Raw genomic sequence first — 16,006 nt, forward strand, 5'->3', positions numbered from 1 at the left:
CGGGGCTTATTAGGTGAAGAAGGAATTGCAGTCCGGTACCACAGATCGGCAACCCACACCCGATCTGTGGCGCCATAACCCTTACGGGGAAAGGAAGTTACGTGCTAGACGTCAACTTCTTCGATGAACTCCGCATCAGTCTCGCCACTGCGGAGGACATCCGGGCCTGGTCGCACGGCGAGGTCAAGAAGCCGGAGACGATCAACTACCGCACCCTCAAGCCCGAGAAAGACGGTCTTTTCTGCGAGAAGATCTTCGGCCCAACTCGTGACTGGGAATGCTACTGCGGTAAGTACAAGCGTGTCCGCTTCAAAGGCATCATCTGCGAGCGATGCGGTGTCGAGGTCACTCGCGCCAAGGTTCGTCGTGAACGCATGGGGCACATCGCTCTCGCCGCGCCAGTAACCCATATCTGGTACTTCAAGGGCGTGCCGAGTCGACTCGGCTACCTGCTTGACCTCGCGCCGAAGGATCTGGAAAAGATCATCTACTTCGCCGCTTACGTGATCACGCATGTCGATAACGAACTGCGTCACAACGAGCTGTCGACTCTCGAAGCGCAAATGAACGTCGAGAAAAAGGGTGTCGCCGATCAGCGCGATGCTGACCTCGAGGCGCGTGCCCAGAAGCTCGAAACCGACCTCGCACTCCTCGAGACCGAGGGCGCGAAGGCGGATGCGCTTGACAAGGTCAAGAAGGGCGCCGAGCGCGAGATGCGTCAGATTCGCGATCGCGCGCAGCGGGAGATCGATCGTCTCGAAGAGATCTGGAACGTCTTCACCAAGCTCGCCCCCAAGCAGCTTGTGCTTGATGAACTGATCTACCGTGAGCTCGTCGACCGCTACGGCGAATACTTCGAAGGCGGCATGGGTGCTGAGGCGATCCAGAAGCTCCTCGAGATCTTCGACGTGCACGCCGAAGCGGAAATCCTCCGCGAAACCATCCGCAGTGGCAAAGGCCAGAAGAAGCTTCGCGCACTGAAGCGTCTCAAGGTCGTTGCAGCGTTCCAGCACACCGGGAACTCGCCGCTGGGCATGGTGCTTGATGCTGTGCCAGTGATTCCGCCGGAACTGCGCCCGATGGTGCAGCTCGATGGTGGCCGCTTCGCGACGTCCGACCTGAACGACCTGTACCGCCGCGTCATCAACCGCAACAACCGCCTGAAGCGCCTCATCGATCTCGGAGCTCCCGAGATCATCGTGAACAACGAGAAGCGCATGCTGCAGGAGTCTGTTGACGCGCTGTTCGACAACGGCCGTCGTGGCCGCCCTGTGACCGGCCCGGGCAACCGTCCGCTGAAGTCGCTGTCTGATCTGCTCAAGGGCAAGCAGGGCCGCTTCCGTCAGAACCTTCTCGGTAAGCGTGTCGACTACTCAGGCCGTTCGGTCATCGTTGTTGGTCCGCAGCTCAAGCTGCACCAGTGCGGTCTGCCGAAGCTGATGGCGCTCGAACTGTTCAAGCCGTTCGTCATGAAGCGTCTCGTCGACCTCAACCACGCGCAGAACATCAAGTCTGCGAAGCGCATGGTGGAACGTCAGCGCACACAGGTGTGGGAGGTCCTCGAAGAGGTCATCACCGAGCACCCAGTGATGCTCAACCGCGCACCCACGCTGCACCGCCTGGGAATCCAGGCCTTCGAGCCGATCCTCGTCGAGGGTAAGGCGATCCAGCTGCACCCGCTCGTCTGTGAGGCGTTCAACGCTGACTTCGACGGTGACCAGATGGCTGTGCACTTGCCGCTGTCGGCCGAGGCTCAGGCAGAGGCACGTGTGCTGATGCTGTCGTCGAACAACATCCTGTCGCCGGCATCGGGGCGTCCGCTCGCGATGCCGCGTCTAGACATGGTGACCGGCCTCTACCACCTGACCCGCAAGGTCGACGGTGCCAAGGGTGAATACCAGCCGGCCAACGGTGACAGCCCTGAGCGTGGTGTGTATGCGACACCGGCAGAAGCCATCATGGCGTTCGATCGTGGCGAGCTGGCACTGCAGGCGCGGATCAAGGTGCGTATCACGAACCGTCGCCCTACTCGCGAACAAGAGAACGAATTGTTCCCGGAGGGCTGGAAGCCCGGCGACGCATGGCTTGCTGATTCGACCCTGGGTCGCGTGCATTTCAACGACCTGCTGCCCGCGGACTATGCATTCGTCAACGACGTGATGCCGAAGAAGCGCCAGTCGGTCATCATCAACGATCTCGCCGAGCGATACCCGATGATCGTCGTCGCGCAGACAGTGGACAAGCTCAAGGATTCAGGCTTCTACTGGGCCACCCGGTCCGGTGTGACAGTCGCCATGTCCGACGTGCTGGTTCCGCCGGAGAAGCAGCAGATTCTCGCGGAATACGAAGACAAGGCCGAAAAGCTGGAGAAGAAGTACCAGCGTGGCCAGGTCTCGACTGACGAGCGTCGTGACGGTCTGGTGGAAATCTGGAAGGAAGCGACAGAGAAGGTCGGTAAGGCCCTCGAAGATCACTATCCAGATGACAACCCGATCCCGATGATCGTGAAGTCGGGTGCTGCGGGCAACATGACCCAGATTCGCTCGCTCGCGGGCATGAAGGGTCTGGTGACCAACCCGAAGGGTGAGTTCATCCCGCGTCCGATCAAGTCCTCCTTCCGTGAGGGCCTGACCGTGCTCGAGTACTTCATCAACACGCACGGCGCGCGTAAAGGTCTGGCTGACACCGCCCTTCGTACCGCCGACTCGGGTTACCTCACCCGTCGTCTCGTCGATGTTTCGCAGGACGTCATCGTCCGCGAAACGGACTGTGGAACTTCTCGCGGTCTCGAGATGCCGATCGCCGAGATTGGCTTCGATGGGCAACTGCACCCTGTTGAGCACGTCGAGACGAGTGTTTACGCCCGGACCCTGGCGTCGGATGCGATCGATAAGGACGGCAACGTCGTTGTCGAGCGTGGCCACGACCTCGGTGACCCTGCGATCGAGAAGCTGATCGACGCAGGAATCACGGGTGTGAAGGTCCGCTCGGTGCTGACCTGCACCACCGCGACGGGCGTGTGTGCGACTTGCTACGGTCGCTCGATGGCGACCGGTCAGCTCGTCGATATCGGTGAAGCTGTCGGTATCGTCGCCGCCCAGTCGATCGGTGAGCCTGGTACGCAGCTGACAATGCGTACGTTCCACCAGGGCGGTGTCGGTGAAGACATCACCGGCGGTCTCCCACGTGTCCAGGAACTGTTCGAAGCGCGTGTGCCGAAGAACAAGGCGCCCATCGCTGAGGTTTCGGGTCGTGTCCGTATCGACGACGATGACCGCTTCTACAAGGTCATCATCGTTCCGGATGACGGCAGTGACGAAGTCACCATCGACAAGCTGCCGAAGCGTCAGGGCCTTGCCCGCTTCAAGCATGACGATGGCGTTGAGCGAATCCTGGCCGAGAACGACCACGTCGAGGTGGGACAGGAGCTTCTCGAAGGCTCCGCGGATCCGCACGAAGTGCTGCGTGTTCGCGGCCCGCGTGAGGTTCAGATCCACCTCGTAAACGAGGTCCAGAAGGTCTACCGTTCACAGGGTGTGTCGATCCACGACAAGCACATCGAAGTGATCATTCGCCAGATGCTGCGTCGCGTGACGATCATCGATTCGGGCTCCACCGAGTTCCTGCCCGGCTCGCTCGTTGAGCGCGCCGACTTCGAGGCGGAAAACCGTCGCGTCGTCGCGGAGGGTGGCGAGCCCGCAGCAGGTCGTGCAGTGCTCATGGGTATCACCAAGGCATCGCTCGCGACCGATTCGTGGCTGTCCGCGGCCTCCTTCCAGGAGACCACTCGAGTGCTCACCGATGCGGCCATCAACCGCCGCAGCGACCGACTCATCGGTCTCAAGGAGAACGTGATCATCGGTAAGCTGATCCCGGCCGGTACCGGCATCAACCAGTACCGGAACATCCAGGTTCAGCCGACCGAAGAGGCCCGCGAGGCCGCATACTCTGTCGCTTCGTACGAGGACCAGTACTACGGTCCCGACACGTTCGGCATGAGCACCGGTGCCGCAGTTCCGCTCGACGACTTCGGTGGGTACACCGACTACCGGTAGTCAGTAGCAGATCCACAACAAAGCCCGCCCTGGAATTCCAGGGCGGGCTTTTGTGATTTCTGGTCATGAGTGGTCAGTTATGCGCGAGATACAGCGCAGATTTCTATACATAACCGCCCACTTGCGAGGGGGCCTAGGTGCGAACCGGTATGGCCAGCCGGGCGGTAAGCCCGGTGTCGGCGGCCCCGCTCAGTTCGGCCATCTGAGTCCCCCACCCGTCACGGAAGACCATGTCGCCGGAGAGACTTAGCTGCGCGAAATTGCGGTCACTGCCGGGATAGTCCGCCGCCGAGTACACCGACGCGGACACGTCTTCTGGCAAAGCGATCTGTGAGGTCAGAAGCGGAGTGCCCGCGCTGCTCGCACTGTCCAGGCTGGAGAACACCTCGAAATGAATATGTGGCCACCTGCCGGGGTAGCAGCCCGGGAAGATGCTGGTGAACGTCACTCTGCCCGATGAGTCGGAGACACCTACGCCGCGCAGGTAGTTCTCCGTTGCGGCGCCTGGTGAGTAGAGGGAGTAGTCGCCGTTCCGGTCACATTGCCACACGTAAATCGCAGCACCAGCGAGCGGTGCGCACCCGGCTGTCCAGTCCTGCAGAGTGAGGTTCAAGGACAGGTCCACACCATCAGCCACCGCGGACGAGTCCCCGAAGCTGCGACGGATATCCGTGCGAACCACCCCGTCGCGCACCAGCACGTTCGGACCGTTCGATCCGTCGCCGGGAAACGGCCCAGCGGTCTCCTCAGGAACGGCGACACAACTCTCAGGATCGCCGAGCCCTGCCTCCGACGCTGGAGAAGTGCGGCTAGCCTCGCCAGATCCCGCGCGGGGCGCTGTGCCGCCGCACGCCGCGGCGAAAGCCCCGGCGCTGGTTATCCCTAGGATTGCGAGCAGACTCCGGCGGCTGAGCAGGCGGGGCATGTCGTATGCCAGGCCACGATCAAGGTCGTCAGCGTGATTATCGGGCATGTTCACGATCTTTACCTTTGATTATGTCAGCACGCTGTCATAAGCCTAGGAAGAAGCTGGCAATCGCGCTCTAGTGCAGCGGCAGAACCATTGCCTGTGCATGAACTTTTCCGCCCACGGTGAACCATATTGTGAGGTCCTTCTCGCCGTGGCGTGTGCGGAGCAGAACCTCGTCGTCGGGGGCTATGGGAACGAGATACTCAATGACGGTGCGGGTGGGCACCTCGTGCAGTTCGGGTCGCGTGCGAAGCGCCGCATCGACAGCCTGCAGGTACATGGCATTGTTGACGTGCGCCATCACGTCGATGTCGGTACTCCGCAAGGGGAAGGGTGTGACAGCGTCGTCAGGGTCGGGGGAGTCGCTAATCCACTGTTGCCACCTGAGGCGTGAGGTCAGCGCCGTATCGCTGAGGAACTTCTCGAACCGGTCCGTGATGCGGGCGGGCCTGAGGGTTTCTGCGTTGAAGTTGATCCAGAACCCCTCGGTCTCGACGAGTCCGCCATCGTCAGTGGTCATCCGCACTCGCATGGAGCACCAGCGGCTGGAAAGTCCGGAGCACCACCGGTTGATGTGGACAAGGCTGGGGAACTCAGGCGGCTGGATGACATCGATGACAGATCTCCGCACGACCCAGGCGGGGTGCTCTGCGCGCGCGTCGACGGCATCGAGGTGGTCGAACCCGGCGTCCTGAAGGTACCGTGCGATCCCGTCGAGCCGAAGACGCCGATTCCTGTCAACGTCACCGGCCCGCATAGGCCAGTTGGTCATGAAGACATGGCCGTCGTGGGGGAGCGGCATCAAAGGAGTGTCGAGCATGGTGGCTCCTGGGTGACTAGCGCGGAACATGGAACTTGTCGAGCCGGGCGGCGCCGCGATCGAGTTGATCCCAGCGCCGGGTGGTTGTCAGCACAGCGATCGCCGAGGTGTGGAACTTGCTGCGCATCTGGTCGGCCTCGTCACTGTCATCGTTATCGGCCAGCCACAGAGCGGTCTCCGGGATGCCGGGCCAGTGGGCAATGACGAGGAGCGTCTGGCTGTCCTCGCCGATGAGTCCAACCTCTTCAGCGATTATCTCAGGATCTGCGCCATAGAGACTCTCAAGGTACTCCACGGGCGCGTCGATCCCCGATGCCGCGAACGTCTCCCGGGTGCGTACCGCCGACGAGCACAGCACATGGTCGACTGGAGCGGTTGCTTGCTGGAGCCACGAGCCCCCCAATGCGGCTTCCCGTTGACCGCGCGGCGCGAGGGGCCGGTCGTGGTCTGGAACACCATCCGGATAGGCCGACTTGCCGTGACGCATGAGGATGAGGGTGCGGCGAGATTCCATGACTTTCCAGCGTAGCGGCAGCGGGGTGGCAGAGGTCACGCGAAGCCTCCGTGTGTCGGGACTTACGAGGCGAGGGCGAAGGCCGGGGCATGGAGCGCCCGGCGCAAAAGATGAGCGAGCGCGTGCGCCACGACCTCAGCTCGTTCAAGGATGACCGAATGGCCCGCACCCTCAACACGTACCAGGTCCGCGGCGGGAAGCGCGGAGGCTAGGGCTGCTGAGTGATGGAAGGGCGTCATATGGTCAGCAGTGCCGCACAGCACCAACGCTGGGATCTCCCGTAATGCGGGGAGGGCCAACGATTCGTTGAGATGGAGCAAAGACCGCAGAAAACCGATCTTGGTGGCGAGCGTGGTCTCGTTCACCATGGCCGTGACCAGCGAGGTCACGTGCGGGCTGACGCGCCCCTCTCCGAACGCAGTGGCGCGGATGATGTGCCTGGCGATGCGACGGCTGAGCCGGTGCGGAATCTCCATGAGAGCGGGCGCGCGGTCGACTGCACGGTGCAGGAGGTGCGCCAGCGGATGGCGGAGCAACTGGCCGACACCCGCGTCGGTGAGGCCATGGGATGCTGTGGCGATCAGGCCAACGCCGATAATGCGTTTCCCGATCGTATGGGGGAACTGGCGCGCATAGGACATCGCCGTCATCCCGCCCATCGAGTGCCCGACGAGAACTACGGGGCCATGCGGCGCCACCGCGCGGAGTACAGCATCGAGGTCGCGGCCGAGTTGGTCGATGGTGTACGTCCCGGCCGGCGCGGAGCCCGACTCACCGTGGCCACGGTGGTCGTACGACACCATCCGGATGCCGTACCCGAGCGTCCCGGAGAGGTGTTCGCGGAGCGCGGACCATGAGTCTGCCCGCAAGCAGTGACCGTGAATGAAAACGAGGGTGAGGTGCGCGGAGCGGTCACCACATTCGGTGACAGCGAGCGGCACGCCGTCGTCGCTCAGAACCATACTGCGCTCAATGCGGGGATCGGCCCGAAACATCGCCGTTGACGTGCTCATGGTCCCCTCCGTCCGCGCCGCTGATAATGCGTGTGCCGTCTTCAGGCACCTTTCAACTATCGGTGTTGCGGAGGGTTCACGGCACCATCCCTGGGGGTGGAGTCAACGCACCCTTCGGGTAGATCTCAGAAGTTCGGCCGACTCACCGGCCAGACCATCGAGGGGCGCGTTTCTCGTCGAAGGCGCAGATACCCTCAGCAGCGTCATCGGAGAACGAAGCGGCAGAGGCGATCTCACTTTGCCTGCCGAATGCCTCCGGCACTGGCCACCCAGGCGACTCGTCGACGATTCGCTTGCTGAGCTCTACGGAGAGGGGTGCGCTCTCGGCGATGACGTTAGCCAGGTTCCTGGCCACTTGCGCCGCATCACCGGGCGCGCACAGCCGATTGATCAGCCCGAGTTCGTACGCACGCTGTGCGGAGATAGGGGCGCCGGTGTACGCGAGTTCCAGCGCGATCGCGCGGGGCAGACGTTGCGCCAGTCGCAGTACTCCGCCCGCAGCCGCGACGAGGCCGCGGCGAGCTTCGGGCAGCCCAAACAAGGCGTCCTCAGCTGCGACGACAAGGTCACAGGCCAGGGCGAGCTCGAAACCGCCGGCCAATGCGTTTCCCTCCACGGCGGCGATCACTGGTTTGACCGGTGGTGTGCCGGTGAGGCCGAGCAGTCCTCGCCGTGGTGTCACTGGGAACTGTCCTTTTGCCGCAGCTTTCAGATCCATGCCGGTGCAGAAATCAGTGCCGGCGCCGCGCAGGATGGCAACGCGCGCATCGGGGTCGGCCTCAAACGTATCGATCGCCCGCTCGATTTCTAGAGCGAGGGCCAGATCGATGGCGTTGCGCACCTGGGGACGGTTGAGGGTGATCACGCATAGTGGGCCGTCCCACTCGACCGTCAGGGAGGGAACGTGCGCCGCTGCCGTGGAGAGAAGGCGGTCCCGTGCCGTCCCGGTGCTGGTGTTGCGGTGTGCGCCCAGGCTGGAGACTGCACCATCGGTCAACGTGAATGTGGTGTCAAGAAGGTCTGTCGCTTCACCGAGCGCGACGTATTCAGCTTCGGTTGTGCGCGCGAGTACTCGGTCGCCGTCCACGGCGATACCGCTGACGATCAGTGCCTCTGGACTGCCGTTGCTCTGATACGTGACCGTGTAGCCCTCGACTAGCGCTTCGCCGCTGTAGCTCGTGCAGACTCGGCGTTTCGGTGGGCGGCGCATACGCAGCCCCGCGTCGATCTGCCGGAACGGTTCTCGCGGCGGCTGGGCCGAGTAGATTCCAATCGCATGTTTGGTGGCGTACCAGCCGAGCGCGGTTGCGAGGCCGTAGGCGGCGGGTTCGTTGCGCAGCTGTGTGGCGAGCGCAGCGATCCCGTGGGTGCTGTAGTTGTTGAGCGGCCCGCCCGCGAAGGTCAGCCCACCTGTCTGGGTGAGCGGCCGCGCAGGATCGTCGAGAGGCAGGGAAAGCTGCTGCGCGGCAGCTTCGACCGCGAACGGGAAGCACGAGTAGAGATCGAGGTGCGTGACGTCATCGATTGTCAGCCCCGCGTGGGCGAGTGCAGCGCGGGCCGCCGCTCCGATCGCGGGAACCTCGGCGATGCTGTGGCGCTCGGATACGTACCATTCTTCTTCCGCATGCGCGGCTGCGTGAATGAAAACCCAGTGCTGTGGCGGTATTCCCGCCGCCGCGGCGGAGTCAGCGCTGCACAGTACGAGCGCGGCCCCCTGGTCGACGGTGAGGTTCGCCGTCATCAGTTTGGTGTAGGGACTCGCAATGGGACGGTTGTCTGCAGCGTGGTCAGCGATCCGTTCGGGCGAATGGTATTCGGGCAGCCAGGCGAACCGGTTCTTGGTGGCAGCGGCCGAGAAACGCGACCACAACGAACTTATGGCGGTGACATGTTCTCGGATGTCCCGTTTGAGGGCACCTCGAAGCGCGGATTCCATGAGTGCGTACATGGGTGCGGGCGTGAGTAGTCCGGCCGCGTTCTCCGCCTCGTTGTTCCCGGGCCGGTCGGATCCCACCCGCCGGGGCGCTCCCGCCCCGCTGTGCGGGCGATCCCATTTGGGCGCGGCCCCGGACTTCTGCGCGATCGCGAGTGAGGCGAAAGCTTCGGCACCTGCGATGATGGCGACGTCGAGTTGTCCCTCGCTGATCGACTGGGCCGCATCGCTGACCAGCCGTTGGGGTGCGTCACCGCCAAGCGGTGCGGACTGGACCAGCTCAGCGTCATCGATTCCAAGCTGCCGGGCAAGAAGGGCCGCCTGATCGTCACCGTATGCCCACGACACTGTCGAGACGGCACTGACGCGCACCCTGCTATCGAGTAAGCGAGCATTACCGGCATCTTTGATTGCGATTCTGGCTGCATGCGCTGCCAGTTCGAGCGGCGACTGAATTGTGTCGGCGCTATCCGGACGGTGGACCGTCTGACCGATTCCGACGAGGACTGGCGCCCACGGGTCGACCAGTTTTCCGGAGGGCGCGTGGAGTACAGGCTTGGGGCGGGGGCCGGAGGGCGGAGGAATCTGACGGGTGACAGCCCGGGATTGTCCGGTGCTGGAGGGTTCAGGTGGCGCGCCGGTAACGAGGCTAGTGAGGTTTCCCAGCGCTTCCTTGGTAGCTGACTGGAGTGTGCTGGCAACCAATGAACCCATAGGTCCTTTGAGCGCATCGCTGTGAAACCCGCCGGTCACTGAGAGTTCTGTCCCTGCTGGGGTTTCTTTTGCACCGAACCAGATGCCGACGGAGGTGCCCATCGGCCCGGTACCTTCGATCGCGAAAGCGGCGGGCGGCGCGTAATGGGTCACTGTCCACTGCACGCGAGCGGGGGTTCCAAGGACTCGAACGTCTTCAGTGTATTGCGAGCCACTCGTGACCTGCGCGGGCGCTCCGTTGGGCCAGTCAGCATGGAGCGTGAACCACTTCCCGAAGCTCTTGAAGTCGAGCACGCGCTCCATGATCTCGTCGGGCTGTGCCGTGACCAGCGCGGTTTCGCCAAAGGTGTGTGCGAAGTCGCGGGAGAAATGAGCCTCGGTGGGTGCAGCGCTGTGGGGTGCAGCTTCGCGCTGCAGCAGGGACCGAACTGACGCCTCCCCGATGATTCGTGCAGTGCGCATCGGCATCAGTGGGTCCTGCCTGACCATGCGCAGAGCGTGCGCGACATTCCTGCGGACGCGTTGAGTAACCAAGGTGCGTTCCTTCCAGCGGTAGTCAGAACCAGCCTAATCCAAAAAGAAGCAAGCATGCTTGATTCTTTTGCGATTCGGTGTCACTCTTGTCTCATATACCTATGGCAAACCGAAGGTGGATTGGATGTCTGATCCTGGCCGGCTAGTGGCCGAAGTTGTCGATGATCTTGACGCCGAAAGTGATGCGCTTGACGCATTGGTCGCTGACCTCCCGGAAAGCGCCTGGAGCACACCGACACCAGCGGAAGGATGGACTATCGCGCACCAGATCGGCCACCTTGCGTGGACCGATGATGCGTCGATCGCCGCCGCTACCGACCCGGAGCGCTTTCAGGAGATAGTCACACTCGCATGGTCGAATCCAGCGGGTTTCGTGGACGAAGCGGCAGCGGAATGGGCAGCTGCTCCACCCGGCGAGCTGCTCGCGAGGTGGCGCAGCGGTCGAGCGCAGCTGTCCAAAGCGCTGCGCAACACTGAGCCAGGCACGAAGCTTCCGTGGTTCGGGCCGCCAATGAGTCCGGTGTCCATGGCAAGCGCCCGGATGATGGAAACCTGGGCCCACGGCCTCGACGTCGCGGACTCGCTGGACGTGGATGTGCAGCCGACCAGCCGTCTCAAGCATGTCGCACATATCGGTGTGCGTGCACGGGACTTCGCGTTTGCGCTCAACCAGCTAGAGGCGCCCAAAGAGCCGTTCCGGGTAGAGCTGACAGCCCCGGACGGCACCATCTGGAGCTGGGGCCCAGAGGACGCCAGCCAGCGCGTCACAGGCACCGCACTCGACTTCTGCTGCCTCGTCACGCAGCGTCGCAATATCACCGAACTCGACGTCGGCGCCACTGGTCCAGATGCCGAGAAGTGGCTCACCATCGCGCAGGCCTTCGCAGGCCCGCCCGGAAAAGGTCGCGAACCGCAAGCGACAACGAACTCGTAACGGAGCGAAGGAACACATGGCTGCATCTCCCTTACCACCTCCCATGATCCGGGTCGGCAACTGTTCCGGCTTTTACGGTGACCGCATCTCCGCTATGCGCGAAATGCTCGACGGCGGAGACCTCGACTACTTGACCGGCGACTACCTGGCCGAGCTCACGATGCTCATCCTTGGCCGCGACCGCATGAAAGACGCCAGCCTCGGGTACGCGAAAACGTTCGTGCGGCAAATGGAAGAGTGCATGTCGCTCGCCCTCGAACAAGGCGTGAAGATAGTTGCTAACGCCGGTGGGCTGAACCCTGCAGGTCTGGCCGCGAAGCTCTCCGGCATCGCGGAGAACCAGGGCCTGAAAGCAAAAATCGCGTACGTCGAGGGAGACGACCTCCGGGAACGTGCGCAAGAACTCGGCCTCGGCAGCCCCTTGACCGCGAACGCCTATCTTGGTGCCTTCGGAATTGCGGAGTGCCTCAGAAACGGCGCCGACATTGTGGTTACGGGCCGGGTAACTGACGCCTCAGTGATCGTCGCGCCTGCGATCGCAGAGTTTGGCTGGTCGCGCACCGACTTCGATCAGCTCGCAGGTGCCGTCGCAGCTGGCCACGTCATCGAATGCGGCACCCAGGCGACCGGTGGCAACTACTCCTTCTTCAGGGAAATTTCCGACATGAGCCGCCCCGGCTTCCCTATCGCGGAAATCTTCCCGGACGGTTCCAGCGTGATCACCAAGCATGATCACACCGGCGGCGAAGTCAGCATTGGCACCGTCACCGCTCAGCTCCTCTACGAGATCAGCGGCGGGCGATACGCCGGACCCGACGTCACCACGCGAATGGACACCATCAAATTAAGCGATGACGGTCCTCATCGCGTCCGCCTTTCCGGCGTGAAGGGTGAAGCTCCGCCACCAGACTTGAAGGTCTCCCTGAACACGCTCGGTGGATTCCGCAACCAGGCCGACTTCATTGTCACTGGCCTCGACATCGACGCCAAGATCAAACTCGCGAAGCAGCAGCTCGAGGCGTGGCTGACCAAGCCTCCCGCTGAACTGCGGTGGGAGGTGTCAGGCACGGCGCGCGAGAACGCGCCCACCGAAGAGCAAGCGAGTTCGATCCTCCGCTGCATCGTGAAGGATATGGACCCGAAGATTGTCGGGCGCTCCTTCACCAGCGTCGCTGTCGAACTTGCGCTCGCGAGCTACCCGGGCTTCGCGCTGACCGCTCCTCCGGCTGATGCGCAGCCCTACGGGCTGTTCACGCCGGGCTACGTGCCCCAGGAGAGCGTCCCGCACGTGGCTGTTCTCGCGGACGGACAGCGAGTCGATATCGCACCTGCGCCGGAAACACGTCCACTCGAGGACGCCCCCGAATCCAGCTTGCCCGCCAAACCAGCAGTGACTGAAACGCGCCAGGCGCCGCTCGGTGCCATCGCTGGGGCACGCAGCGGTGACAAGGGCGGTGACGCCAACGTTGGAGTATGGGTGCGCACCGACGAGGAGTTCGAGTGGCTCGCCCACACCCTCACCGTCGACGCCCTCAAAAAGCTTCTTCCAGAAGCTGATGGGATGACCGTCCGCCGCTACCCCCTTCCGCACCTGAAAGCCATCAACTTCGTCATCGAAGGCATTCTCGGCCAGGGCGTGGCCTCGCAGGCGCGTTTTGATCCACAAGCCAAGGGACTCGGTGAGTGGCTGCGGTCCCGTCATCTCGATATCCCCGTTGCCCTCCTCGACGCCGAAGGAAACGAATGACATCCACCGCAAGTACGGCAGCCTGGCCCTCGCGAGCGTTGTGGGACAGCCCCGAACGCCAGGAACTCCGCAAGACCGTGCGCCGCTTCACCGAACAGCACATCCTTCCCCACCAGGATGAATGGGAACGCGCTGGCGAACTGCCACGGTCGCTGCACAAGAAGGCCGGTGACCTCGGGCTCCTCGGTGCTGGGTTCCCCGAATTCGCCGGTGGCGGTGACGGCAATCTGATCGACGCCATGATCGTCGCGGAGGAACTTTGCTATTCCGGAGCTGCGGGGGGCCTTCTCGCGTCGCTCTTCACCCACGGGATCGCATTGCCGCACATGATCACTGCAGGAAACCCGGACCACATCGAGAAATGGGCCAGGCCGACCCTGGACGGTGAGCTGATCGGTTCACTCGCAATCACCGAACCAGGCGGTGGTTCGGACGTCGCGAACATGCGCACGACGGCGCGGCGCGACGGCGATGAGTTCGTCATCAACGGCTCGAAAACCTTCATCACCTCCGCGGTACGCGCCGATTTCGTGGTCACCGTGTGCCGCACCGGGGACAAGGGACAGCTGTCGCTGATCGTCGTGGAAAAAGGCACTCCCGGCTTCACCGTCGCCCGCAAGCTCGAGAAAATGGGCTGGCTGTGTTCGGACACCGCGGAACTGCATTATGACGATGTTCGTGTGCCGGCAGCGAACCTGATCGGTGAAGAACACAGTGGATTCACCCAGCTTGCTCAGGGGTTCGTCACTGAACGCGCGGCACTTGCCGTGCAGGCTTACGCGAGCGCCCAGCGCTGCCTGGATCTGACACTGCAGTGGTGCCGCGACCGCGAGACTTTCGGGCGGCCCCTCATCAGCCGGCAGGCTGTGCAGGCGACGCTATCGGAGATGGCCCGCAAGATCGACATCGCACGGGTGTACACCCATCAGCTGATCGAGCGTTTCACGTTCGGTGACGGTGACCTCATCGCGGAAATGTGCTTTGCGAAGAACACCGCCGTGGAATCAGGGGAGTGGGTCGCTCACCAGGCTGTGCAGCTTTTCGGCGGCATGGGATACATGCGTGAAAGCGAAGTCGAGCGGCAGTACCGCGACATGCGCCTCCTCGGGATCGGCGGCGGCACGAACGAGATTCTCACAGGACTTGCAGCTAAGCGATTGGGGTTTAAAGCATGACAGCTCTGCAATCAGCCCTCGACACCGCTTCAGAGGAGTTCGCCGTCGCGAAAGAGGCGATGATCACGAAGCTCGGTGAGGTCGAGGCAGAGTACGACAAAGCCATCGGAGGCGGCGGGCCCGACAAGGTGGAACGGCACCGCAAGCGGGGGAAGATGACCGCCCGGGAACGCATCGAACTGCTCATCGACGAGGATTCCGCCTTCCTCGAGTTGTGTCCACTCGCCGCATGGGGCAGTGACTTTCAGGTCGGTGCCAGCCTCGTGATTGGCATAGGCGTCGTCAGCGGCGTGGAATGCTTGATCGTTGCCAACGACCCCACAGTCAAGGGCGGCACCAGCAACCCGTGGACGCTGAAGAAGTCCTTCCGCGCGAACGAAGTCGCCTTCCAGAACCGGCTTCCCGTGATCTCACTCGTCGAGTCCGGGGGCGCGGATCTTCCCACCCAGAAAGAAGTGTTCATTCCCGGCGGCCAGATGTTCCGGGACCTCACTCGTGCTTCCGCGCTCGGCATCCCCACCATCTCGCTGGTATTCGGCAACTCCACCGCCGGCGGTGCATACATCCCGGGCATGTCCGACCACGTCGTGATGATCAAGGAACAGTCCAAGGTGTTCCTCGGCGGCCCGCCGCTGGTCAAAATGGCGACTGGTGAGGAATCCGATGATGAGTCGCTGGGTGGCGCGGATATGCATGCGCGTACATCAGGACTCGCGGACTACTACGCGCTCGACGAGCAGGACGCCATCCGGATCGGACGTGACATTGTGTCGCGCCTCAACTGGAAGAAGAAGGGCCCGGAACCGAAAACGGAATACGCGGAGCCGCTCTACGAGACGGAGGATCTGCTCGGCGTCGTTCCCAGTGATCTGAAAATTCCATTCGACCCCCGTGAGGTCATTGCACGGCTTGTCGATGGCTCTGAATTCGACGAATTCAAGCCACTCTACGGCTCATCGCTGGTAACGGGATGGGCGCAGTTGCATGGCTACCCGGTGGGGATTCTCGCGAACGCGCGCGGAATCCTGTTCAGTGAGGAATCACAGAAGGCTACGCAGTTCATCCAGCTCGCTAACCGTTCGAATACACCGCTCCTGTTCCTGCACAACACCACCGGATACATGGTCGGCCGAGAGTACGAACAGAACGGCATCATCAAGCACGGTTCGATGATGATCAACGCGGTCTCCAATTCGAAGGTCCCCCACATCTCGCTGCTGATGGGTGCCTCATACGGTGCTGGTCACTACGGCATGTGCGGGCGGGCCTACGAGCCGCGATTCCTATTCGCCTGGCCCAGTGCGAAGTCCGCCGTTATGGGGCCACAGCAGCTTGCTGGAGTCATTTCGCTGGTCATGCGCGCCGCTGCTGAAGCCAAAGGCCGCCCGTTCGACGAGGAAGCCGACAAAGGGATGCGCGCCATGGTAGAGGCGCAGATCGAAGCGGAGTCGCTGCCGATGTTCCTGTCGGGACGTCTCTTCGACGATGGTGTCATCGACCCGCGCGATACACGCACCATCCTTGGTTTATGCCTGTCTGCTATCCACACGAACGAAGTTGAAGGCACAGCCAACTTCGGCGTATTCCGGATGTGAGC

General features: G+C 62.7%; 10 protein-coding genes. 5 read left to right on the forward strand and 5 right to left on the reverse strand.

Annotated features, from left to right (window positions below):
* Window positions 1–101 precede the first annotated feature (101 nt).
* Window positions 102–4,055, forward strand: coding sequence for a DNA-directed RNA polymerase subunit beta' (locus AS9A_RS02115; protein WP_013805239.1), 3,954 nt, complete (start codon window positions 102–104; stop codon window positions 4,053–4,055).
* Window positions 4,056–4,188: 133 nt separating this feature from the next.
* Here the strand turns inward: AS9A_RS02115 and AS9A_RS02120 are convergent, their stop codons facing one another.
* From AS9A_RS02120 to AS9A_RS02140, 5 genes are all read right to left on the reverse strand, one after another.
* Entirely contained in the window at window positions 4,189–5,028 is an 840-nt protein-coding gene (locus tag AS9A_RS02120; RefSeq protein ID WP_049793826.1) for a dioxygenase family protein, read from the reverse strand.
* Window positions 5,029–5,098: 70 nt separating this feature from the next.
* Window positions 5,099–5,845 carry an acyl-[acyl-carrier-protein] thioesterase gene (locus AS9A_RS02125; RefSeq protein ID WP_013805241.1) on the reverse strand — a complete coding sequence of 249 codons (747 nt, stop codon included), beginning with the start codon at window positions 5,843–5,845 and terminating at the stop codon, window positions 5,099–5,101.
* A 16-nt stretch (window positions 5,846–5,861) separates the two neighbouring features.
* Entirely contained in the window at window positions 5,862–6,359 is a 498-nt protein-coding gene (locus AS9A_RS02130; RefSeq protein WP_013805242.1) for a SixA phosphatase family protein, read from the reverse strand.
* A 62-nt stretch (window positions 6,360–6,421) separates the two neighbouring features.
* Window positions 6,422–7,372, reverse strand: a complete 951-nt coding sequence (locus AS9A_RS02135) for an alpha/beta fold hydrolase (protein ID WP_013805243.1) — start codon at window positions 7,370–7,372, stop codon at window positions 6,422–6,424.
* Window positions 7,373–7,514: 142 nt separating this feature from the next.
* The gene (locus AS9A_RS02140; RefSeq protein ID WP_049793633.1) at window positions 7,515–10,508 is read right to left on the reverse strand and encodes a type II toxin-antitoxin system Rv0910 family toxin; all 2,994 of its coding nucleotides are present in this window, start codon (window positions 10,506–10,508) and stop codon (window positions 7,515–7,517) included.
* A 169-nt stretch (window positions 10,509–10,677) separates the two neighbouring features.
* On the opposite strand from AS9A_RS02140, the gene AS9A_RS02145 reads away from it, so the two are divergent.
* Genes AS9A_RS02145 through AS9A_RS02160 form a run of 4 tightly spaced genes read left to right on the forward strand, consistent with a single transcriptional unit; the run spans window position 10,678 to window position 16,004 of the window.
* Entirely contained in the window at window positions 10,678–11,487 is an 810-nt protein-coding gene (locus AS9A_RS02145; RefSeq protein ID WP_013805245.1) for a TIGR03084 family metal-binding protein, read from the forward strand.
* 16 nt (window positions 11,488–11,503) lie between these two features.
* Window positions 11,504–13,234: an acyclic terpene utilization AtuA family protein gene (locus AS9A_RS02150; RefSeq protein ID WP_041450797.1), complete on the forward strand. Its 1,731-nt coding sequence runs from the start codon at window positions 11,504–11,506 to the stop codon at window positions 13,232–13,234.
* Entirely contained in the window at window positions 13,231–14,409 is a 1,179-nt protein-coding gene (locus AS9A_RS02155; RefSeq protein WP_013805247.1) for an acyl-CoA dehydrogenase family protein, read from the forward strand. The genes AS9A_RS02150 and AS9A_RS02155 overlap by 4 nt, the downstream gene beginning before the upstream one ends.
* Window positions 14,406–16,004 carry an acyl-CoA carboxylase subunit beta gene (locus AS9A_RS02160; protein ID WP_013805248.1) on the forward strand — a complete coding sequence of 533 codons (1,599 nt, stop codon included), beginning with the start codon at window positions 14,406–14,408 and terminating at the stop codon, window positions 16,002–16,004. Before AS9A_RS02155 ends, AS9A_RS02160 begins: the two co-directional genes overlap by 4 nt.
* Window positions 16,005–16,006: the final 2 nt, after the last annotated feature.

The sequence above is a fragment of the Hoyosella subflava DQS3-9A1 genome (assembly GCF_000214175.1).
Classification (GTDB): domain Bacteria; phylum Actinomycetota; class Actinomycetes; order Mycobacteriales; family Mycobacteriaceae; genus Hoyosella; species Hoyosella subflava.